The following is a 23,644-nucleotide window of genomic DNA, read 5'->3' as shown; positions in this document are numbered from 1 at the left end:
ATGAAAAGATGTTTTTTAATAGTACTGTCTGCACTGCTGGTTCAATCTAGCTACGGACAAGCCAAACAAAGAAAAGAACTGCTCTTGCAAATAATTGCACTAAAAGGATATATGGAGCAGGCACGTACAGGATATTCTGCAGTAAAAAAAGGACTTGACTTTGTTGGAACAGTCAAAAGAGGAGAGTTTGGTCTTCATACTGCCTATTACTTGGGACTTGATAAAGTGAACCCTAAGATAAAAAATAGTCTCCAAGTAGCTTCCATCATTTCGTTGCAGATTAAAATGACAAAACTTCAATCTAAGACACGAATAAAATTAAGCCGTACCGATTTATTTCACGGTAATGAAATCGACTATATCGAGCGATCTTTTGAGAAAATGTTAGATAATTCATGGCAAACTTTGGAGTCATTACTAACACTGACAACAGATTTTGATTTGTCGTTAACAGATGACGAGCGACTTCATCGAATTGAATTATTATTTAAGAGCATGCGCGCAGATTATGGTTTTTGCCAAGCTTTCAGTTCCCAAATTAGTAAGTTGGCCTTAGCAAGAAGTAAAGAACTTAACGACACCAAAACAGTACGATTATGGCACGGATTAGATCAGTAGTAGGCAGAAAATATACCTTATTATTTTTGGTTGTAGTGTGCACTTTAGGTACTTGTAGAAGTAGTTACGCACAAGCGCAAGAACTGCAACAGCTGGCCTTAAACATTGAAAAATTAGCACAGTTCAAAGCAATTTTAAGCGACATGAAAGACGGTTATAAAATTTTAACTGGCGGTTATAAAACCGTTAAAGACTTATCGCAGGGGAATTTTAGTTTACATAAGGTATTTTTAGATGGTTTGATGGAAGTCAGTCCGACCGTTAAGAAATACAAGCGGATTGGGGATATTGTAAATTACCAAGTAACGCTGCTGAGCGAAAGTAAAAAGGGATTGCAGCGGTTTGCTAAAAACAAGCAGTTTACAGTGGATGAAATCAAATATTTCGAAGCTGTTTATGGGAAGGTACTGCAGGAAAGCCTGCAAAATTTAGACGAGCTATTAATGGTGATAACCGCTAAGAGTATGCGCATGACCGATGAAGAACGATTAACCGCTATCGATAGGATTTATCTAAAGATGGAAAATAAATTAGAATTCATAGCTTATTTCAACAACTCATCGGCAATACTACTGTTGCAGCGCCAAAAAGAGTACAATGATGTCCAGATAATGAGACCATTGTATGAGTTAAATCACTAAAGATTTTCAATATGACAAAGATTCAAAAAATGGCAGTTTGCACTGTCCTGGGCTTTCTATTGCCTTATGTGTCGCAAGGTCAATCTTTGGGAGACGACATGGGAAGCATGCATTTAGTATTAGATAATTTATACGATCAGATGATGCCGCTGTGTAGCAACCTCATTGGAGTGGGGCAAGGTATCGCAGGGTTTGGGACTTTGTGGTTTATTTCTGCAAGGGTTTGGAGGCACATTGCTAATGCTGAACCTATTGACTTTTATCCTTTGTTTCGACCGTTCGTTATTGGTTTTTGCATTTTGATTTTTCCATCTGTGCTTGCTCTAATTAACGGAGTTATGAAACCAACAGTTACCGCTACGGCGGCTATGGTTACCAATTCTAATAAAGCGATAGACTTGCTTTTACAAAAAAAAGAGGAGGCAATTAAAAGCTCGGATGCATGGCAAATGTATGTGGGAGAGTCGGGAAGTGGCAATCAGGACAAATGGTATAAGTACACCCACGATGAGAAAGATCCAAGTGGACAGGGAATGCTCGACGGAATTGGCAATGACATCAAGTTTGCCATGTCTAAGGCATCCTTTAATTTTAGAAACTCTGTAAAAGAGTGGCTGAGCGAAGTTTTGCGTGTCCTTTTTGAAGCTTCAGCCTTGTGTATCGATACGTTACGAACATTTCAAATCATTGTGCTTTCCATATTAGGTCCTCTTGTTTTTGGAATAGCCGTTTTTGATGGATTTCAACACACATTAACCGTTTGGCTTGCTCGGTATATTAATATTTACCTCTGGCTTCCGGTGGCGAATATCTTCGGGGGAATTATGGGAAAAATTCAAGAACAAATGTTGACTATTGATATTTCACAAGTAAACAATTATGGGAGTACATTTTTCAGTAGAACCGACATGGCCTATCTCATTTTTATGATTATCGGAATCGTTGGGTACTTCACTGTTCCCTCTGTAGCTAATTATATTGTTCATGCTGGCGGAGGCGGCGCCTTTGGTCAAAAAGTAACCAGTGTATTTGGTGGCGGGAGCACGATGGTGATTAGTAAAGCAAGTCAAGGAGCAGGAATGGTTCTAGATTCCATGGGAAATGCTGCGGGCAAAATGTCACAAAGTATGTCTTCGGCAAGTAGTGCTAGTCCGTATTTTCAAGAAAAAGGAAGCTATATGGGCGATAAACTAAAAGGTAATTCTAAATAAAAGGAGGAAAGATATGTTTACAAAAATGAAAAATATAGATACCGCTTTTCGGTATGTGAGAGGCTTTAGCATTGTAGTTGTATTGGGGTGTATTTTTATTTCCTGTTATGCAATTTATAAAAGTTTTGCTACGGTTACAGGTATGCAGGACAAGGTATATGTTCTCGCAAATGGCAAAGCGCTCGAAGCCTTTGCATCTGATCGAAAAGATAATATTCCGGTTGAAGCTAAAGACCATGTAAAAACCTTTCATCAGTATTTTTTCTCTTTAGATCCAGATGATAAAGTGATTAAAGAACATGTTACAAAAGCGCTTTACTTGGCAGATGAAAGCGCGAAAAGAGTATACGACAATCTGAAGGAAAATGGTTATTACGCAGGAATAATATCAGGCAACATCAGTCAAGAAATAACTATTGATAGTATTTCTATTGATATGGATAACTATCCCTATGTATTTCTCTGTTACGCCAAGCAACAAATTGTGAGAACAACGAGCGTGGTGCATCGGAGTTTAATTACCAAGGGAAATCTGAGAAATGTCTCTCGCAGTGATAACAATTCCCACGGTTTTTTAATTGAAAAGTGGGAAACACTAGAAAATAAAGACCTCTATGTGGACAAAAGAAAATAGTAATCCCGAGAAATATAAAGATAAAAGTAATCCCGATACTATTAAGGAAAAGTCTTCTCTTCATTACTTTATTGGAAACTTTTTACATAGCATTTTTAAATGGATGCAGGAGAAATGGGTAGTAAAAATGAATCAGCTGACCGATGGACTATCTAAAAAATACCTAATAGGATATTGGTTTTTGTTTGCAGCAGCGTTTGCTGGAATCTTAACTATACAGATTGCCAAAGGGTTAAATTACAACAATGAAAATACGCTATCAGGGTTAGGAATTCTAAATCTGCACTTACCTGTAAAAGCAATAGTAAAATCAATAAAACCACAGTCAAATTATACTACTGAAGAGTTAAAACGAATCCTGAAGTTTAGTACGTATTTGGACAGTATTAAAAACTATTCAGAACAAGCTACTCTTTATGATAGTATCAAAATAAATCGACCAGGATTATTAGATAGTCTGCTAATTATTGAAAATAAGTACCAATTAAATTTTAAAAAACAAGAATATGGAAACAAAACAACTGTCGATTAAAGCGCAACGACAACGCAAAATGTTACTGGTGTTGCCCATTTTAGTTCTTCCTTTTATCACGTTGCTTTTTTGGGCGTTAGCAGGTGGTACTTATAAAAATGCTGAAGAGGGTTCGGAAAAAACGAGGGGATTTAATAGTGTTTTACCTGATCCAAAATTCAAAGATGAAACGACATTAGATAAAATGAGCTATTATGATCAGGCTGCAATGGATTCAATAAAATTAAGTGAGCAGAGAAAAAAAGATCCGAATCGTTTTGATGATGATCTTAGTAGCCAATCAGTAGCTGCTTGGCAAAGAGCTTTAGAAGAACACACTGAAACAGCCTTAAGCGAAGAATCACCATTGAAAATGCCTGCCCCTCAAAGTGAGAGTGAATCTAAAATTTATCAAAGACTTGCTGCATTGCAACAGGCGGTTGATAGAGTTCCAGCAGAACAAAGCCAAGATAAAGTTCCAATGTCTTCTAAGTATGATCAAACCATTACGGAGGACCGCTCTGAATTAGATCAGATGATGCAGCAATTTGAGACGGCACAAGGTCCTGATCCGGAATTGCAGCAATTGGGAAGCATGTTAGAGAATATTTTAGACATTCAGCACCCACAAAGAGTACAAGATAAATTACAAGAAGCAGCCATTCGCAACAAACCAAAAGTATATGCGGTTACAACCAAAAACGAAGTACTGGAAATAACTTCCTTAAAAAGTAAGCCGAATCAAGGAAAGCGAAATGAGAAGCAAGTTAATACCAATACCTTTTTCTCTCTTGATAATTCGTTATCAGAAATCAATCAGCAAAATACAGTACAAGCCACTTGGCACGACACGCAAACAGTCACCAATGGTTCCACAGTTAAATTAAGACTTGATACAGATTTATATGTCAATGGTATTTTTATTAAAAGAAATAGCTTTTTGTACGGGGTTGCAGTGTTAAAAGGAGAGCGACTTACAATTTTGATAAATAGCATTCCGTATCAGAATTCCATATTGCCTGTGCATCTATCGGTATTTGACCTTGACGGAATTGAAGGTATTTACATTCCTGGAACATTAACGAGAGAAGTAGCAAAATCCTCGGGCGATCGTTCTTTACAAGGAATTGGATTATCAACAATGGATGATTCTTGGACTACCCAAGCCGCGGGAATGGGAATAGAAGCCGCCAAAAGTCTTTTGAGCAAAAAAGTCAAACTGATAAAGGTGGTGGTAAAAGCAGGTTACAAAATCCTATTGTACGATAAGAAACAAAAAGAAAATTAATCAAAGATTATAACAATTAAAAATATGAAAAATTTAAAAAAAATCATCTTATGGAGCTTTGTGCTTCTATGTACAGCACTACAAGCGCAAGAGTATAATGAAAATTTTAATTCAAACGAGTTACGTGTTGCCACTAATAAAACGACCAGTTTGGTATTTCCTTTTGCAATTGTAAGCGTGGATAAAGGCAGTGAAGCCATAGTGGTGGATAAAGCAAAAGGCGTTGAAAATATACTTTTGGTAAAGGCTTATGAGAGTGATTTTGTACCAACTAATCTAACGATTGTCACCGCTGACGGAAACCTCTATAGTTTTATTGTCAATTTTAATGAGAGTAACCCCAACATTAATCGAGTTATAACTGCTGAACTTGCAGTGAACCAACAAGTAGTTTTTTCGCCAGAGATAGAAAATAAAAGTAAAATAGCCCGCAACGCCAACGTATGTTTATTGAAAACCAAATTTCTTAAAGGTCTTAAAAGCAAAGAATTTGACTTGGGATTGCAAGTGACGGGGATTTACGTTCAAGATGAGCTATTCTATTTTCGACTTCATTTGACTAACGATTCGATGATCAATTTCGAGGTGGATCAACTGCGTTTTTTTATTCGTGATCAAAAGAAAAGTATACGAACAGCTTCACAGGAGTTAGAAATTATAGCAATCGGAATATTTGACCCTATTACCAATTTGCCTGGTGAATCTGAAATAGATAGGGTAGTGGTCGTGCCCAAATTCACTATTTCCAATAAAAAGTACCTCATTATACAATTGTTGGAAAAAAATGGAACTAGACAAGTTGGTCTAAAACTAAATAGAAGAGCTTTAACTAAAATTCTTCCCTTGTAAATGCTACAAAAGATTATTAATTCTAAAATTATATAGTTATGAATCAGAAAAATTTCGAATTTTTACGCGACCAGATTAAATTCACTGGTTTTGGTGAAGGCTTAGAAAATGCCTTGCAGCAAAAAATAAAAGAAGGAACTCCCACTTTTCAATTAGAGCATTCTGGGAAGTTTAATAATGATCAAGTTAGTACTTCATTACAATTTAAAAAATCAGAGCAGACTGACATGTATTTTTTTAATTCGTATAAAGTTGACTTGCAAAAAGAAGGTGGGGGAGCTGCTTTATCTCAAAATTTTTACATCAATAAAGAAAACAATATCACCTTGAAAGAGGCCTATAATCTTATGGATGGAAGAGCGGTAAATAAAGATTTAAAGAATGCAGAAGGGCAAGTGTATAATTCATGGTTGAAAATGGATTTTAAAGAATCTGATGCCAGTGGTAATTTTAAAATGCAGCAGTACCATCAAAACTATGGATACGATTTGGAGGCAACACTCGCTAAACATCCCATTAAAGAATTGGAAACACCAAATTATAAAGACAGTCTTTTAGCTTCTTTGAAAAAAGGAAACATGCAGTCTGTGACATTTAAGATCAATGGTGAAGAGGTAAAACAGTTCGTCGAAGCAAACCCTCATTTTAAAACAGTCAATGTTTACGATGATAGTATGAAGCGCATAAGTACCAGAGAAGTCAAAGATCAAAAGCAGGGAGAAGGACAGAAGGAGCAAAGTGTTAAAGATCTTAAAAAGGATAAAAAGGAAGAAAATGTAACGGCTTTAGATGAGTCGTCAAAAAAAAAGCCTAGAAAAAAACAGTCTAAAGCAATCTAATTACTTATGGATCAGTCAAATTCCTTTTCGAATTTCTTTGTAGGTATTCAAAATGATTTCCGAATCAGTACTACACATATTGCCATTTACATGGCCTTGCTGCAAAGTAGAATAGAGAGGGGATTTGCAAATCCTATTCAAGTGTTTGCCAAGGAGGTTATGCCTATTGCAAAAGTGTCAAGTCAACGAACTTACAATAAGATACTCCACGATCTTAATGATTACGGTTACATTAAATACGTAATATCCTTTAAGAAAAATGAAGGGAGTAAAGTTTATTTTATGGACAATACGCACTAAGATATCAGCGATTATTTTGTCTGTAGCGATGCAATTTTTAGTTTTTTAATTTTTTTAAAAATCAGATCATGAGGGAGATTATAACTGTAAATCGTCAGCAAGAAGTGCACTGATTAATATATATAAATATGAAACAATATACATTTGAAGATTTACCTACTATTCTTAGTTTATTAGTAGTGAAGATGGATAAAATTGAACAATTATTAATTGAACAAAAATGTACAAAGGAATCTGATCAACAGGAATTAATGGGTATAGAAGGTGCTGCAACGTTGTTAAAACTATCGGTCGCTACTATATATAGCAAAGTATGTCGAAAGGAATTACCAGTTAGTAAAAAGGGGAAAAGGCTTTATTTTAATAAAACTGAGTTATTAGATTGGATTAAATCTGGCAGAATTAAAACGATATGTGAATTAAAAACCGAAATTGAAAAGAAGTATAATTAAAAAACACTATCTCAATACGGAAGAAAATTTAAAAAAGGGTTTGACTTTTTAATTAAAGTTGAACCCTTTTTTTCAATATAGCTAAGAGCTGATTAAGTATTTAAAACCTTATAGGATTGGCATACATCATTATTTTATTAGCTTGATTTCAATTATCCTCCCGTGATTTTTGCTTGTGGTTATTTTTAGAAAAATTCTTTAGTGATGCTTTGCAGCTTCTTTTGTTATCGCGTAATATAAAACGTCTTTAAAAGTAGTCAGCAATTCAAGATTTCTATAAGGACGAAATATTTGAAAATATTTTATATATTTGTTTAACTACTAGAATAATTTTATTTTATTTCTATGTTCTTTTAAAATATTTAGAATCAGCACAAAACTGTAATTGTATTTATTTAGTTTTTCTTTGCAAATATTTGTACCTTATTTGTACCTCAGTCCTGTTAACCCTTATCAAATAAGGATTGTGGTTTTCTGTATCGGGAAGTAAATTAAGGCTGCCAATTCGCGCTATTCCCTGCAAGTCCGCGCTCATTTCCTTAAAAACATAAACCCAAAACGAGCTTCCTTCGGTCGCTGTTTTGGGTTTTGTTTTTTACGGTCATTTCCCTTGCGGGCTTTTCGGTGCTATCGCGGGCAGGGCTAGAAATCAACACTATTTTTCATAATTTCAAGATCCAATTTCTAATTATTTTCACACTATTGTAATTGATTTTTTATATCACAACTTGCTTTATTTCAATCATTTATAGCTAAAATGTAAAATACAAACCACGCAACCAAACAAATAGCACGAAAAACCAAACTTCTTTAGCGCTTTTCACCTTCAAAAACTTAAATTTTTCAATATCTTAGCCCAATGCATTTCCTACAGAATTTATATTTGCCAAAGATTTTGATTAAAGCAAATAGTACATTTCGCAGCAAACAACATTAGTAAGTAAATTTCCAATTTTGGAATCCTTAAATAAAATTGAACAAACACCATACATGGCAGCCGAACAAAAACAAAAATTAGAACAACAACTCTGGAATATTGCAAACACCCTTCGTGGCAAAATGGATGCAGATGACTTCAGAGATTACATATTAGGTTTCATTTTCTACAAGTACTTGAGTACAAAAATGGATTTGTACGCCAATACCATACTCAAACCAGACGGACTTACTTTTCAAGAAGTTGCAGGACATCCTGAAGAAGCCTTGCTCATGCAAGAAATCAAGCAACTGGCAATTGACAAACTTGGGTTTTTCTTAGAACCTTCTGAATTATTTTCAGAATTAGCAAAACGCGGCAATGCGGGTGGAAAAAACAATTTTATTCTGGGTGATCTTGCCAAAGTGCTGACGCATATTGAGCAAAGTACAATGGGTTTTGAAAGTGAAGAAGATTTTGGAAACCTGTTTTCAGATTTAGATTTGACTTCTCATAAACTAGGAAAATCAGAAGCGGATAAAAACGAATTGATTGTCAAAGTCCTAATTCATTTGGACGAAATTGATTTCGACTTAGAAAATACTGACAGCGATGTTTTGGGCGATGCTTACGAATATCTGATTGGAAAATTCGCCAGTGGCGCCGGGAAAAAAGCAGGCGAATTTTACACACCACAGCAAGTCAGTAGTGTTTTGGCACAATTGGTAACGGTTGGAAAAGAAAAACTAAAAAGTGTTTACGATCCTACTTGTGGTTCTGGCTCGCTATTATTACGTGTTGCAAAAGAAGTAAAAAGTGTCAGCGCGTTTTACGGACAGGAAATGAATCCTACGACTTACAATTTATGTCGGATGAATATGATTATGCACGACGTTCACTACAAACGTTTTGATATTAAAAACGAAGATACGCTGGAGCGTCCTCAACACTTTGATCTACGATTTGAGGCTATTGTCGCAAATCCCCCTTTCTCGGCAAACTGGAGTGCAAGCCCATTATTTATGAATGATGACCGTTTCTCAGCTTATGGGAAACTAGCGCCAAGTAGCAAAGCCGATTTTGCTTTTGTGCAACATATGGTACATCAATTAGACGATAACGGAACAATGGCGATTGTTTTGCCGCACGGTGTTTTGTTTAGAGGTGGCGCCGAAGGACACATCCGTCAATACTTGATTAAGGAGAAAAACTATCTCGATGCAGTAATTGGTTTGCCCGCAAATATCTTTTACGGAACCAGTATTCCAACTTGTATTTTGGTTTTAAAGAAAGACCGTTACCAAGATGCCGAACGTAGCAAAAGCATTTTGTTTATTGACGCCAGCCAACATTTTGAAAAGGTGAAAACACAAAATATGCTTCGCACAGAAGATATTGATAAAATTATCAATACCTACAAAGACCGAAGCAACAACGCCAAATATTCTCATTTAGTTCCTGTTTACGGAGATGCAGATAGCATCGAGGCAAATGATTTCAACCTAAATATTCCGCGTTATGTAGATACTTTTGAAGAAGAAGATGCAATTGATCTTGAAGCTGTAACTGCTGAATTGCGAGAATTAGCAACTCAAAGCAAAACGACCGATGCTACAATTGCAAATTTTTGTGCTGAATTAAATATCGCAACACCTTTTTAGATAATTATATATGAAGGAAGAACAAGAAATAATTATTTATAATACCGAAGACGGAAAGGCTTCTGTGGCATTATTTGCTAGAGAAGGTGACATTTGGATGAATCAAATTCAATTAGCAGAACTTTTTGCCACCTCTGTTCCAAACATGAGTATGCACATATCTAATATATTGAAAGAGAAGGAGTTACAATCTATTTCAGTAGTTAAGGATTACTTGACAACTGCCTTTAATAAAAATTAAAAATGGCAAAAAATAAAACCATTACTGTACAAGGTTTAGAAATAACAATTCTAAAATTTGAAAATCAAGATTATATTTCCCTGACAAATATGTTAGAGGCTAAAGATGGTGATTTCTTTATTTCAGATTGGTTGCGAAATAGAAATACAGTAGAGTTTTTAGGAATTTGGGAAAGCATCTATAATCCTAATTTTAATTATGGCGAATTTGCCATAATTAAAAGTCAGGCAGGTTTAAATAATTACAAATTAAGTGTAAAAGAATGGGTCGCAAAAACCAATGCAATTGGTTTGAAAGCTACAGCAGGAAGGTATGGAGGAACTTATGCGCATAAGGATTTAGCTTTCGAGTTTGGAATGTGGATTAGTGCCGAATTCAAAATTTACCTGATCAAAGAATTCCAAAGACTTAAAGAAGATGAAAATGACCGATTACATCTTACTTGGAACTTAAATAGAACGCTTTCTAAAATAAATTACCGCATTCATACTGATGCTATAAAACAAACGATTATCCCTGAAAATATTACCAAAGAGCAAGCTCATTTTATTTATGCTAACGAAGCCGATGTATTAAATGTAGCCTTGTTTGGTAAAACAGCCAAACAATGGCGCACCGAAAATCCAACTGCCGACGGTAATATTAGAGACCAAGCTACTATTGAACAATTATTGGTTTTAGCAAATATAGAAAGCATGAACGCCGAATTTATAAGATTGGAAATTTCACAAAGCGACCGCCTGATAAAACTGAATCAAATAGCCATCAACCAACTCCAATCTTTGACCACAAACCCTAACATCCAAAAATTAAAATAACAATTGCAAAACCAAATAAAAAATAAACCCACAAAATAACTATGGGAAATCGAATGCAAAAAACTAACTTTCAAGAAGTAGCCACTGCAAGCAAAATGACAGAGGCTACAATTGCAGAATTCTGTGCTGAACTAGGAATCCAAACTCCATTTTAATGACAACAGATATTTTAGATAGCGATAAGAAAAAGACCTTGGTTCCGCAATTGCGGTTTCAAGAGTTTGATGGAGAGTGGCAATTAAAAATGCTGGGAGAGTTTGCATATTTCAAAGCAGCACATATCAATTATTAAAGATGTCAAACGTTTACCAAAATGAATTACGCCTTGATAGAAATTCTTCATATTGGAGGAAAGTCGATGAAAAACAGAAGGAATTTCTTTTACAAAAAGGAGACTCAATACTTACTTTGACAGGAACAGTAGGAAAAAGAGACTATGGATATTCCATTCAGATTGAAGAAGATAATAAATACCTGCTAAATCAGCGACTTGTCCTATTACGTCAAATCAAAAATAAGAGCTACAACGATTTTATAAAAGATTTAATTTCAACAGAAAAGTTCCTTTTTTATTTTTTTGCTGAAGCTAAAGGCGGGACGGGAAATCAAACTAATGTTAGTACTGAAGATGTAAAAAAAATAAAACTAAATATTCCAGATATTGGTGAACAACAAAAAATAGCTTCTTTCTTGACATCAGTCGATGAAAGTATTCAACAACTTTCTCGCAAAAAGGAATTATTAGAAAAATACAAAAAAGGTATTATGCAGCAATTGTTCTCGCAAAAATTACGATTTAAAGATGAGAATGGAAAGCATTATCAGGATTGGAAGGAGAAGAAGCTGAAAGAAGTAGCAGAAAAAAAATCTTCTAACATTTCTGCTAATAAGATTGAAAATAATTTTGGAGAATACATTATTTATGGAGCTTCGGGAGTTTTACAAACTGTTGATTTTTACATAGAGGAGAATGATTATGTAAGTATAGTAAAAGATGGTGCTGGAGTAGGTAGATTATTATATTGCAAAGGAAAATCATCTGTCCTTGGAACTATGGAAATGATTAGCTGTAAAGGCATAGATACATATTTTATGTTTTGTTTACTTTCAAATATCGATTTCGTCAAATATGTAACTGGTAGCACTATACCTCATATCTATTTTAAAGATTATTCAAATGAGGTTTGCGGAATTCCATCAATAAAAGAACAGAAAAAAATCGCAAATTTCTTATCAAGTATTGACATGAAAATAAAAAACAGCAAACAGCAAATCATTCAAACGCAAAATTTCAAAAAAGGATTGTTGCAGCAAATGTTTGTGTAGGTTGCAGTATATTTATAATGTGCAATATCGCAGCACGAATGCGCCCGTAGAGACGCGATTAATCGCGTCTCTACTGGGATATAATTGCAATGAATTGAAATCAATAAAGATGAAGGAAAATAATAATAAATTTGATTTTGCCAGTAATCTAAATAAAATTATTGCAATATGGAAAAATTTCAAAATAAATATCGAATCCCATCCGCCCGATTGAAAAATTGGGATTATGGCGCCAATGGATCATATTTCATCACGATATGCACCCATAAAATGCAATGTTTTTTTGGCAACGTATCGACGCGATTTATCACGTCTGCACACGATTCCGAAACCGCATCTACACACGATTCCGCAACCGCATCTGCACACAATGAAGATCTAGAATATTATATGAATCTAAATTCATTAGGAGAAATTGCCCATAACATTTGGGCTGAAATTCCAAAAGAATTTTCATTTATCGAATTAGGTGTTTTTCAAATAATGCCCAATCATATTCACGGAATTTTGATAATTGATAAATCATTTTCCGCGCCAACCGTAGAGACGCGATTAATCGCGTCTGTACAGGATCCGCCATCAATCGCGCCCGCCCCGCCATCAATCGCGCCCGCCCCGCCATCAATCGCGCCGCAAAAAGGCGGCATCTGCGGCGATAAAAATCCTATGTTTCACGAAAATATTTCCCGAGCTATTCGCTGGTATAAAGGAAGATGTAGTTTTGAATTGCATAATATAAATAAAGGTTTTAAATGGCATCCTCGGTTTCACGATCATATAATTCGCAATGCAGCTGAATTCGAAAGAATTCAAAATTATATAGAACAGAATCCTGCAAAATGGGCAGCAGATAAATATTACAAATAAAATAGAATTTGTTTATCAATAAATAAATCAGACGCAAAGTTTTAAAAAAACAGTGAAGATTTTTAATTTGTCATCTTTTTAAATTTCTAAAAACAATTCCTCAAGTCCGCAGCGAATTCAGATAATGGAAGTTAAGATTAATGCGCGCTTACTTATTTTAGAAAATATACATTTGCGCACCTTTTTTATATTTTGCGTACCTTTTTTTTAAAATTTCTTTATTTTGATATTTAAAAAAAAGCGCTTTCAAAACAGATAGCGCACGTTTTTTGATTAATTTTTATATATGCGCACGTAATTTTAAATATGCGCACGTTTATTATCTATATTTGAGTTATGAATTAGCATTTATGCAAACTAAAATTGAATCAGTAGAAGCACACACAATTAATGGTAAAGCGATTCCAATAACAGGTAAAGTAGTTGGTTATGGTGCAATTATATCACATTATCAACTGAATTTACCGTTTCCAAATATTTTGAGTGTTGTCGTAAAGAAAGGTAAAAAATTTACCTCTGAAGATTGGAGGATATTCCCAGAATCCTACCAGCCAGAAGAAACATTATATAAGCAATTAGTATTTGCACTTAAATATGAAGGTATCAACCTTTTAGTATTTAGCGCATTATTTAATATAATTGCTAAAAATGAGGTTCAAGCTATTTTAAATATTGAACCAAATGGACAATACAGCCGCAAAATCTGGTTCTTATATGAGTTTTTAAAACAAGAAGATATTGAGGTTGCAGTAGACTTGAGTAAAAGAAGATACATTCCGCTACTTGATACAAACTTGCAATATGCCGCAGATGGTAAAGAAGTTGCTAAACAAAAAATTATAAACAATTTACCAGGAACAGTAAATTTTTGCCCACTAATCTTTAAAACGGACAAACTTGAGGCAAAAATTAATGCTACAATCTCAGAGAAAAAAGAGATTCTTTTTAGTACAATTCACAACGATGTATTGCAACGCGCTTCTTCCTTTTTGCTACTAAAAGATTCCAAAGCTTCTTTTACTATAGAAAACGAAACTCCGAGTAATAATAGAGCTTTTCGTTGGGCAAAAGCTATTGGTCAAGCAGGCGGGAAAGATTTAAGCTTAGAGGAATTAGAGCGACTGCAACAAATTGTAATTGAGAACAGTAGATTTACGCAGATGGGAATGCGCAGCGAGGGAGGATTTATCGGTGAACACGACCGAAGTAGTGGAGCACCAATTCCTGACCACATTTCTGCTGTAGCTGAAGATTTAGAAGTTCTAATAAGTGGAGTTTTTGAAGCCGACAAAATAATGCAAGATCCTAGCTATGACGCTGTTTTAGCTGCAGCAAGTTTGGCATTCGGTTTTGTGTTTATACATCCATTTGTAGATGGTAACGGCCGTCTACATCGCTACATTATTCATCACATTTTAGCAAAAAAAGGGTTTACAAAACAAGGAGTTATTTTTCCAATTTCAGCTTCTATCCTAGATAATATAGATGACTATAGAAAGGTATTACAATTGTATTCTCATCCTATATTAAATCATATTGAATGGGAAGAGACAGAAAATCACAATGTGAAAGTTTTAAATGATACAATAGATTTTTATCGCTATTTTGATGCTACAAAACAAGCAGAATTCCTATACGATTGTGTAGAAGATACCGTACTAAGAATTATTCCACATGAAGAGCGTTATCTTCAAAACTTCGATGAATTTAAGAACTATATTGACAATAAGTATGAAATGCCAGATAAGATGGTGGCACTTCTTGTACAATTTTTACAGCATGAGAAAGGAAAATTGTCGAACCGTGCTCTTAAAAAAGAGTTTTACGCATTGGAGGAATTTGAGATAATCGATATAGAGAATAAGTTCAGGGAAATTTTTATAGAAAAATAGTATGGCACATCAATCTGAAGCACAATTAGAAAACAACTTAATCAAGCAATTGGGTTATAATAAATTTTATATATATATGAAAATAGAAAACGTAAATCTACAAATCATTCAAACGCAAAATTTCAAAAAAGGATTGTTGCAGCAGATGTTTGTGTAATTAAAATTGTTAACAAGCACACAGATAATAAACCTATAAGTTGATTAAATGAAAATAGATGCTATATTTGCACCGTCGTTATTTGCTTTCCGCTACTCTGGAGAAGTTGATAATGAATATGATCGACTAGTGGACAATTGGACAGATGTTAGCTATCTTAGACAATATGCAAAAGACAATTCTATAGAAAACATAAATAAATTTGTAAAAGACAGATTAAAAGATGCGGAACAGATACAAGATGTATTAGAAGAAATAACAACAAACAATCAACCTTTAGAATTTTATTTCAGAACACTATTTGATACAGAATCAGGGATTAAAATACTTTCTTTACAAAAAGGAAAAATTAAAAAAAATGGAATTAGAATCTATGCCATTAAAATTGATAGCAATTGCTTCGTCATTACTGGTGGCGCTATAAAGATGTCTCAAACTATGCAAGATCATCCCGATTCCAATAATGAATTACTGAAAATAGATGCCGCAAAAGAATTTTTACAAGAGAAATCCATATTTGATACTGATTCTTTTTATGAACTTATAATTGAATTAAAATGAGTAATATAGAAAAATTTACCGCTTTGGTTTCTTCTGAAAAAACCAATACAGTTACCAAAAACAGAGAGCGAATAAAAAATAGAGCGATGTTGAGAGAGTCTCAAAATATTGCTTTAAAAGTTCTTGATCGTTTGGAAGAATTACATTGGACTCAAAAAAAATTAGCGGAAAAATTAGAAGTAAGTCCGCAGCAAATTACTAAAATCGTAAAAGGGCAAGAAAACCTGACTTTGGAAACGCAGATAAGGCTGCAGAACATTTTGGATATACCAATCTTAGCTTCCTACTTTGAAAAGGAGGAGCTCAAAAGTACTTCAGAAGTTTCAATTACTACTACTGAAAAATATGTTGCGCCAAAAATGCAGTACATTAATGAAAATAAAATTTTAGTGGCCAAAAAAGAAATAAAGCTGGAATATAATTCTTTATCTCAAAAATATAGTCATTTCGAAAAAATAGCATAATGAAAGAGGAATCCGTAGGCTTCGTATTAGCGGCAATTAAAACTGAACAGTTTGCTTTGTTTGAGGAAAATTTTTCTCAAAAAAAAACAACAGACATCACAACTTCATTAGAATTTAAAATTAATTTAGAAGAAAAACTAATAGGTGTTTTTGCGGCATTTTCTTTTGAACAAGCAAAAAAAGTGTTTATTAAAATACAAGTAAGTTGTCATTTTAATATTGACACCGATTCTTGGAGCTCGTTTCTACAGGATGAAATAATTGTAGTTCCACAGAGCTTTATTGCTCATTTAACAATGCTAACTATCGGCACTTCTCGCGGAATTTTACATACAAAAACTGAAGGAACTGAATTCAATAAGTTTATTCTTCCCACTATTAATGTGAAGAGCTTAGTCGATAAAGACGCAGAATTTAAACTAAGTACGTAACATTGTTATAGTTAATTTACAGAGATAGTATGGCACATCAATCTGAAGCACAATTAGAAAACAACTTAATCAAGCAATTGCGTGATTTGGGATATGCATCTGTAAAAATTGCAGATGGCGATGCTTTAGTTGATAATCTCAAGAAGCAACTCGAAGGTTTTAATCAAACTACGTTTTCTCAAAAAGAATTTGATTCGATTCTAAATCATTTGGCAAAAGGAAATGTTTTTGAAAAAGCCAAAACACTTCGGGATCGTTTTCAGTTAAATAAAGATGATGGAACTTCATTTTATGTTCGCTTTTTTAATACAGAAGATAGCGCTCAAAATATTTATCAGGTAAGCAATCAAATTTCACTAGAAGGAAGTTATAAAAATCGTTTCGACGTTACGATTTTGGTGAACGGTTTACCATTGGTTCAAATAGAACTCAAACGCTCTGGAATTGAAATAAAAGAAGCTTTTAATCAAATCAATCGCTATCAATTGCATTCTTTCTGGAGCAATCACGGACTGTTTCAATATGTGCAATTGTTTGTGATCAGTAATGGAGTCAATACAAAGTATTTGGCAAACAACAAATTGCAATCTGTAAAGCAAACCTTCTTTTGGGCTGATGCCAACAATAAAAATGTAACCGATTTAACGGAGTTTACAGCAGCGTTTTTAAACACCGCACATCTTGGAAATATGATTGCGCATTATATCGTAATCAACGAAACCCACAAAGTAATGATGGTGCTTCGCCCGTATCAATATTTTGCTACTGAGGCGATTATCAAACAAGTCAAAACCAGTTCTGACAACGCTTACATTTGGCACACTACAGGTTCAGGAAAAACATTGACGTCTTTTAAAGCGAGTCAAATTTTAATGGAATTGCCAGAAGTGCATAAAGTAGTTTTTGTGGTGGACAGAAAGGATTTGGATTATCAAACGATGAATGAATTCAATGCTTTCAAGAAAGGTAGCGTAAATGGAAGCAGTGATACTCAGTCATTATTAAAGCAACTAACGGATAATACAAAACTGGTTTTAACCACTATTCAGAAATTAAATAATGCCATTTCTGATCGTTTCAAAAATAGTATTGATACTTTACGAGATAAAAAGATTGTCTTTATTTTTGATGAATGCCATCGCTCTCAATTTGGCGAAACCCACGGAAGAATTACAACATTCTTTGAGAAAAGTCAATTGATTGGGTTTACTGGAACGCCCATATTTGCAGAGAATGCTTCAAAAAATGATTTAGGAAAGCGAACTACCAAAGATTTATTTGGCAACTGCCTCCATAAATATGTGATTACTGATGCGATTCGCGATGAAAACGTATTACGATTCGGGATTGAATATGTTGGGAAATATAAAAACAAAAGCAAATCGTTTATCGATATCGATGTTGAAGATATTGACAAGCAAGAAGTTTTAGATTCAGAAAATAGAATCACAAAAATTGTCGATTATATTATTGCTTATCACAATCAGAAGACCTTCAACCGAGAATATTCGGCACTTTTTGCGGTAAGCAGTATCAAGAATGTGATTAAGTATTACGATATTTTCCAGCAGAAAAAATTAGCGGGTGAACACGATTTACGAATTGCTACCATTTTTACTTTTGGTGCTAATGAAGAATCAGAAGATGCACAAGATTTTCTCCCTGGAGATTACGAATTTGATATGGCTGCAGAGCCGGGTACTAATTATCAAGCAAGTCATTCTAGAGATAAACTTGACCAATATATTGCAGATTATAATGGAATGTTTGGCACAAGCTTTTCGACCAAAGATGGTCAGCAGTTTGAGAATTATTTCAAAAATATAAGTCAGCGCTTGAAAGACAGAGAAAAGCAAACATTCAATCACGACAAAGACCGACTGGATATTGTTTTAGTAGTGAATATGATGCTGACAGGTTTTGATGCTAAGAAAGTGAACACGCTTTACGTAGATAAAAACTTAAAGCAACACGGACTAATTCAAGCCTATTCCAGAACAAATAGGATCTTGGGTGAGCAGAAGTCTCAGGGGAATATATTAAGCTTTAGAAACCTTAAAAAAGCCACCGATGAAGCAATTACTTTATTTTCGAATAAAGATGCTGTAGAAGTTGTCACAATGCCCGACTACGAACATATCGCTGAGAAATTTGATGATGCTTTGACTTCGTTGCGGGAGATTACGCCAACTTTTCAAAGTGTTGATGATTTACAAAGTGAAGAGGACGAAGCACAATTTGTTTTGGCCTTCCGAAAGCTTTTAAGAGCGATGAACGTTTTGCAATCTTACACCGACTTTGATTGGGAGGATCTGCATATTGATGAAGAGGAATTCAAAGGTTTTGAAACAAAGTATTTAGATTTAAAAGATAAAGTTCAGCGAGATACTCAGAAAGAGAAAACATCTATTTTGGATGATATTGATTTTGAATTAGAGTTGATTCACAGAGATAAAATAGGAGTAGCTTATATCTTGAAATTAGTAGCACAAATGAAAGGGGCAAATACATCGGAAGCCAAAGCCCAACGAAAAGCCATTATCGATTTGTTAGGTGGTGACATCAAATTGAGAAGCAAACGAGAGCTGATTCAGAAATTCATTGATGAGAACATGCCATTCATTAAAGATGGAGATTCTATCGAAGATGAATTTGAAAAATTCTGGCAAGATGAAAAGATATTAGCACTAGGAAAAATATGTGAGGACGAACATTTAGATAAAGCACAATTCAAATCGCTTATCGATGCTTACATCTACAGCGGACGAGAACCGATTAAAGACGAGGTTTTCCAATGTCTAGATAACAGACCAAGTATTTTGCAAGCGAGAAGCATAGGAGATCGAATTATTGCGAAGATGAAGGAATATGTGGAGGTATTTGTGAGGGGGATGATGGCTTAAACCGTTTTTATTAATAATATTCTATTTTGAAGTGAAGTATAAAAAACTAACAATACAAAATAATTAATGGATTTAACAATTGAAGATAAATCTAAAAGCACATGTGGAAAATATCACTTTTCTACCTATAGCCATAAGTTAACAATGGAAGATTTAGACAATCATATTTTAGAATTATTATATGATGAAAATAAACTAAATTATCTCTTTCAGAAAAACATAAAAATTACAGGTAAAACCAGAATTACACAATTGCAGAGATTTATAGAAACATCATTTTGTGGTAGAGAAAAAGATGTTGATGATACTGAAATTAGTAAATATATATCATCAAATAAAAATGAGTCTTATTATGCTTTTTTTGCAGAGGCTCTCTTAGCAAGGTTGAATATTGATTATATTGATAACAAATTAGTTACAGGTGTAATATCAGTAACTGATAATTTGACTGTTATATCGACAGGAGCTGATGCATGTATGTTTTCTGCTGATAGTTTGGTATTAGGTGAAGCTAAATTTTATGGAACGCTCAACAAAGGAATTCATTCAATTGTCAAAGACAATAGTTTTAATAGTAAATTAGAAGATTATATAAAAAAAATCATCAGCTCAGAAAGTGAAATTATTTTGAAAGATATAACTGGAAATATAAGTGAAAAAACTTCAGTAGAAATTAAGAAATTACCACTTATCCTATCTGGTTTTGTTCTTCATACTAAAAATGCAAGTGATAAATATACAAGTACATATAAATTAATAGAAAAAATTTCAATAAAGGATTTTCCAAGTAATTATAAAATTCACTTATATCATTTACCAATTAATTCGAAGGCAGATTTAATTTTTAAAGCTCAAAGAATAGCATTGGATTTAATAATTCGATTAAAAACTAACAAATGATAAATCAAAGTAAAAGAGAAGAGGTAATTAAACTCTTAGATCAACCTGACAACGAAGTTAAAATTGAAGATCTTTTTTTATTTGATTTATCTCCTTATTACGATGAAAAAAAAGACAATTCATTCTTTTCGAAGCAACTTGAATTTATTCTTGAAAAAAATCTATTAAACCATAATTCTACAAGAATTTCATTTACTGCTGAACAAAAGAAAATTTATGATGAAATATCATTAAATAAACGAGTTTTATTATCTGCGCCAACAAGTTTTGGAAAAACAATGTTAGTCAAAGAATACATTTACAATGAACAACCAAATAAAATTGTTTTTTTGGTTCCTACGAATTCTTTAGCTGATGAATTGGCTGATGACTTTAATAAAATTTTTAAAGATTTAGGCTATACCATATTTGATACAATCAAAAACGAAAGTAAAATTGATGATAAAAGCATTTTTATTGGGACACAAGAAAAGTATTCTCAAATATATAATGGTTATACTTCTGGTATTGATTTGTTTATAATTGATGAGGCTTACAAGTTAAGTGATAAAATTGAAAGCAGTAGAGAGGTTATTTTAAATAGAACTTTTATTGACACCCTTACTAAAGCAAATAAAGTGGTTCTATTACTTCCTTTGGTAAACGAAATCAATGGATTAGACAATTTAAACTTTAAAATTCTCAAATCTGATTTTGCTCCGGTTGCAAAAAACTTCATTTCACTCGAAGATTTTGACACCAAATTGCTTCATGCAATAAGCAAAAGTGATGAAAGTAACCTTGTTTATTTTAACTCACCTCCTGAAGCAGAATCTTTTTTTTTAGATAAAATAAAAGATAGACCAAATGAATTTCATTTGTCAAATGATTGGATTAAGCGTGTTGAAACTGATTTTCATCCAGAATGGATTCCCATAAAAGCACTTAAAAAAGGGATAGGGATACATTATGGACCGATGCCAAAATTTATTCAGAAAAAAGTAATTGACTTATTTAATGACTCTAAAATTAGAACATTATTGGCCACTTCATCAGTTATTGAAGGAGTTAACACTCCTACAAAAAATATATACATAACCACTTCGAATAAGATTTTAGGAGATAAAAATATTATCAAATTTAAAAATTTGATTGGAAGAGCTGGACGATTAGGAATACATAAAGTTGGAAACGTATATTATAAAAACATCCATGAACATAATTTTATCAAAGCTAATATTCCTTATGAAGATATTCACTTAAATTTCATCATTACAAATCAAACAGAAATTATAGAAATAAATAGAGAAGACGAGTATAAATCAGCTTATACTACCGATGGTGTGCAGAATGACTCTGAAGATTCAAAGAAAGTGTCTCAGGAAAAAACTAAGGATTATTTGAAAGATTCAAATCATGGAAAAGTACCATTTGAAAAAATTAGTGAGTTATTAAATAATTACGGTTTTACTATAAAACAATTTAAAGATTTAATAGAGTTTGTTAAAAAACCTAATACTAATTTGTTTGGTGTTTTATCAAAATTAAAAAGTTTAGATGCTCCAAATAACAATAATAATAGTATCAATATAATATTAAATTCTAATTATCAAACAATACCTGACATAGTGCATAAATTGAGTATTGATAAAAATTTTTCTAAATATGAATCATCCAAACTTGTCTCGATAGTAATAAAAATGATTTACAGTGTTATTCCCCATAAAATTATACCTGCTTTAGAGTTTATTATAGAATTAGATAACCTATATCAATCTCGCAATAAAAAAAGATTTATATCCAGTAGCATAAAAGAGGAAGCTAATTATAAAAGAGTATTATTTTTCAATAAATTTCTTGGTGAAAAAAACACAAACATTGTTGAATCAAAAAAAATTATGACAAAACTATTTGAATATGGCATTCCTTATTTGAGAGTAAAGGAACATCTTATCACGATTTCTGATAGGATCCCTGAAAACTTTTCAATCCATGACATAAAAAAAATTATATACGAGAATGAATCAATGACTGATTTAAGAATCTATTTTGAGTAGTTCTTTAATTTTCTATGTATAAAAAATGCGGTAAAAAAACAGCTTAATCACCGCTTTTTTTGCGGAGGTTATAAAAATACCTGTACTCTACTTTCCAATAAATCCAAATACTTCTCTTTTATATCCTCAGAAAGAAAAGATATTTCAAGTAATTCCTTCCAAGCAGGATGTTTATTCTGACTATGTAAAAAAAATAATAAGCTTCGAAATTCTAATAAATACCCTAATACCCTTTGAAAAACACAAAATAGATATGTTTGATTCAGCTTATTTTTACTATTTTTGTCTAAATAAGTGTTTTTATGAAAATATCAAGTATTATTCCAACTGAAAAAATTATAGAACGTTTGCACTATGAAAATCCTTGGTGGGTTTCTAAAGCAGTACATTCTGCGTATCAAAATATGCAAAAGCGTTTGTATTTTGATTTATTTTACCCTCTTGTGAAAGAGAAAGATATTCGAAGAGCAGTTGTTTTAATGGGACCTCGCCGTGTCGGTAAGACTGTAATGATGTTTCATTCTATTGACCAATTAATTCAAGACGCAATAGATCCGCAAAAAATATTTTTTGTCGGCATAGATAATCCTTTATACTTAAATTTAAGCTTAGAAGATATTTTATTGCTCTGTAAGGATGCCGTAAAATTACAAAAGCTAGAGGGATGCTATGTGTTTTTTGATGAAGTGCAATATTTAAAAGATTGGGAACGTCATTTAAAAGTGTTAGTCGATTCCTATCCTGATACTAAATTTATTGTTTCTGGTTCGGCTGCCGCAGCTTTAAGATGGCACAGTACCGAAAGTGGAGCTGGACGTTTTACAGATTTTATGTTGCCACCGCTAACTTTTCAAGAATATATTCATTTGAAAAATATGAATCATTTAATCTTGAAAGGTGAGATTGATTATGCAAATCGGAAAATGCCTTATACAATAACACATGATATAAAAGCCTTAAACAAAGAATTCCTAAACTACTTAAATTTTGGTGGCTATCCTGAGGTTGTTTTGTCTGAAAAAATACAAAGTGATATGGGGAGGTATGTTAAAAATGATATTGTAGACAAAGTCCTTTTGAGAGATTTACCAAGTCTTTATGGAATTAAAGACGTTCAGGAATTGAATC

At 33.2% G+C, this 23,644-nt stretch carries 25 protein-coding genes; all 25 read left to right on the top strand.

Annotation, left to right across the window (positions count from 1 at the left end):
* Positions 1-618, top strand: coding sequence for a hypothetical protein (locus AP058_RS01295; protein WP_066305929.1), 618 nt, complete (start codon positions 1-3; stop codon positions 616-618).
* On the top strand, positions 597-1,259 hold the full coding sequence (locus tag AP058_RS01290; RefSeq protein WP_066305927.1) for a hypothetical protein: 663 nt from the start codon (positions 597-599) through the stop codon (positions 1,257-1,259). Before AP058_RS01295 ends, AP058_RS01290 begins: the two co-directional genes overlap by 22 nt.
* Positions 1,260-1,270: 11 nt before the next feature.
* Positions 1,271-2,470: a conjugative transposon protein TraJ gene (traJ, locus tag AP058_RS01285; RefSeq protein WP_066305925.1), complete on the top strand. Its 1,200-nt coding sequence runs from the start codon at positions 1,271-1,273 to the stop codon at positions 2,468-2,470.
* Positions 2,471-2,495: 25 nt separating this feature from the next.
* Positions 2,496-3,104 (top strand): conjugative transposon protein TraK, encoded by a 609-nt coding sequence (traK, locus tag AP058_RS01280; protein ID WP_231739464.1) that lies wholly within the window; start codon positions 2,496-2,498, stop codon positions 3,102-3,104.
* Entirely contained in the window at positions 3,085-3,636 is a 552-nt protein-coding gene (locus AP058_RS01275) for a hypothetical protein (RefSeq protein WP_066305915.1), read from the top strand. Before traK ends, AP058_RS01275 begins: the two co-directional genes overlap by 20 nt.
* Positions 3,611-4,903: a conjugative transposon protein TraM gene (traM, locus tag AP058_RS01270; RefSeq protein ID WP_066305913.1), complete on the top strand. Its 1,293-nt coding sequence runs from the start codon at positions 3,611-3,613 to the stop codon at positions 4,901-4,903. Before AP058_RS01275 ends, traM begins: the two co-directional genes overlap by 26 nt.
* 24 nt (positions 4,904-4,927) lie before the next feature.
* Positions 4,928-5,752, top strand: a complete 825-nt coding sequence (gene traN / locus AP058_RS01265; RefSeq protein WP_066305908.1) for a conjugative transposon protein TraN — start codon at positions 4,928-4,930, stop codon at positions 5,750-5,752.
* A gap of 38 nt (positions 5,753-5,790) precedes the next feature.
* Positions 5,791-6,591, top strand: a complete 801-nt coding sequence (locus tag AP058_RS01260) for a hypothetical protein (protein ID WP_066305900.1) — start codon at positions 5,791-5,793, stop codon at positions 6,589-6,591.
* A gap of 6 nt (positions 6,592-6,597) precedes the next feature.
* Positions 6,598-6,891 carry a hypothetical protein gene (locus AP058_RS01255; RefSeq protein ID WP_066305897.1) on the top strand — a complete coding sequence of 98 codons (294 nt, stop codon included), beginning with the start codon at positions 6,598-6,600 and terminating at the stop codon, positions 6,889-6,891.
* A gap of 128 nt (positions 6,892-7,019) precedes the next feature.
* Positions 7,020-7,343, top strand: a complete 324-nt coding sequence (locus tag AP058_RS01250; protein ID WP_066305894.1) for a helix-turn-helix domain-containing protein — start codon at positions 7,020-7,022, stop codon at positions 7,341-7,343.
* 990 nt (positions 7,344-8,333) lie between these two features.
* Positions 8,334-9,920, top strand: coding sequence for a type I restriction-modification system subunit M (locus AP058_RS01245; RefSeq protein WP_066305893.1), 1,587 nt, complete (start codon positions 8,334-8,336; stop codon positions 9,918-9,920).
* A 10-nt stretch (positions 9,921-9,930) separates the two neighbouring features.
* Positions 9,931-10,161 (top strand): hypothetical protein, encoded by a 231-nt coding sequence (locus tag AP058_RS01240; protein WP_066305892.1) that lies wholly within the window; start codon positions 9,931-9,933, stop codon positions 10,159-10,161.
* Positions 10,162-10,163: 2 nt separating this feature from the next.
* Positions 10,164-10,979 carry a KilA-N domain-containing protein gene (locus AP058_RS01235; RefSeq protein ID WP_066305889.1) on the top strand — a complete coding sequence of 272 codons (816 nt, stop codon included), beginning with the start codon at positions 10,164-10,166 and terminating at the stop codon, positions 10,977-10,979.
* A gap of 154 nt (positions 10,980-11,133) precedes the next feature.
* A complete protein-coding gene (locus AP058_RS16965) occupies positions 11,134-11,271 on the top strand; it encodes a hypothetical protein (protein WP_197413364.1) in 138 nt (45 codons plus the stop codon).
* A complete protein-coding gene (locus AP058_RS01230) occupies positions 11,211-12,305 on the top strand; it encodes a restriction endonuclease subunit S (protein WP_157492559.1) in 1,095 nt (364 codons plus the stop codon). Before AP058_RS16965 ends, AP058_RS01230 begins: the two co-directional genes overlap by 61 nt.
* A gap of 168 nt (positions 12,306-12,473) precedes the next feature.
* Complete coding sequence (locus tag AP058_RS01225) at positions 12,474-13,172, top strand: transposase (protein WP_066305883.1); 699 nt, start codon at positions 12,474-12,476, stop codon at positions 13,170-13,172.
* Between the two features lie 350 nt (positions 13,173-13,522).
* Positions 13,523-15,064 carry a Fic family protein gene (locus tag AP058_RS01220; RefSeq protein ID WP_066305881.1) on the top strand — a complete coding sequence of 514 codons (1,542 nt, stop codon included), beginning with the start codon at positions 13,523-13,525 and terminating at the stop codon, positions 15,062-15,064.
* Between the two features lies 1 nt (position 15,065).
* Positions 15,066-15,221 carry a hypothetical protein gene (locus AP058_RS16795; RefSeq protein ID WP_157492557.1) on the top strand — a complete coding sequence of 52 codons (156 nt, stop codon included), beginning with the start codon at positions 15,066-15,068 and terminating at the stop codon, positions 15,219-15,221.
* 48 nt (positions 15,222-15,269) lie between these two features.
* Positions 15,270-15,782 (top strand): hypothetical protein, encoded by a 513-nt coding sequence (locus AP058_RS01215; protein WP_066305880.1) that lies wholly within the window; start codon positions 15,270-15,272, stop codon positions 15,780-15,782.
* Entirely contained in the window at positions 15,779-16,246 is a 468-nt protein-coding gene (locus AP058_RS01210) for a helix-turn-helix domain-containing protein (RefSeq protein ID WP_066305877.1), read from the top strand. Before AP058_RS01215 ends, AP058_RS01210 begins: the two co-directional genes overlap by 4 nt.
* Positions 16,246-16,677, top strand: coding sequence for a hypothetical protein (locus AP058_RS01205; RefSeq protein WP_066305875.1), 432 nt, complete (start codon positions 16,246-16,248; stop codon positions 16,675-16,677). Before AP058_RS01210 ends, AP058_RS01205 begins: the two co-directional genes overlap by 1 nt.
* A gap of 29 nt (positions 16,678-16,706) precedes the next feature.
* Positions 16,707-19,580, top strand: coding sequence for a type I restriction endonuclease subunit R (locus AP058_RS01200; protein WP_066305873.1), 2,874 nt, complete (start codon positions 16,707-16,709; stop codon positions 19,578-19,580).
* Positions 19,581-19,646: 66 nt separating this feature from the next.
* The gene (locus AP058_RS01195; RefSeq protein WP_157492555.1) at positions 19,647-20,480 is read left to right on the top strand and encodes a hypothetical protein; all 834 of its coding nucleotides are present in this window, start codon (positions 19,647-19,649) and stop codon (positions 20,478-20,480) included.
* Positions 20,477-22,516 (top strand): DEAD/DEAH box helicase, encoded by a 2,040-nt coding sequence (locus tag AP058_RS01190; protein ID WP_066305868.1) that lies wholly within the window; start codon positions 20,477-20,479, stop codon positions 22,514-22,516. Before AP058_RS01195 ends, AP058_RS01190 begins: the two co-directional genes overlap by 4 nt.
* A 302-nt stretch (positions 22,517-22,818) precedes the next feature.
* A partial coding sequence (locus tag AP058_RS01185; protein WP_157492553.1) for an ATP-binding protein occupies positions 22,819-23,644 on the top strand: 826 nt, incomplete at its 3' end.

The sequence above is a fragment of the Flavobacterium sp. TAB 87 genome, from assembly GCF_001529295.1.
In the GTDB taxonomy this organism is placed as follows: Bacteria; Bacteroidota; Bacteroidia; order Flavobacteriales; family Flavobacteriaceae; genus Flavobacterium.
This window is presented reverse-complemented; position numbering and strand designations above follow the sequence as displayed.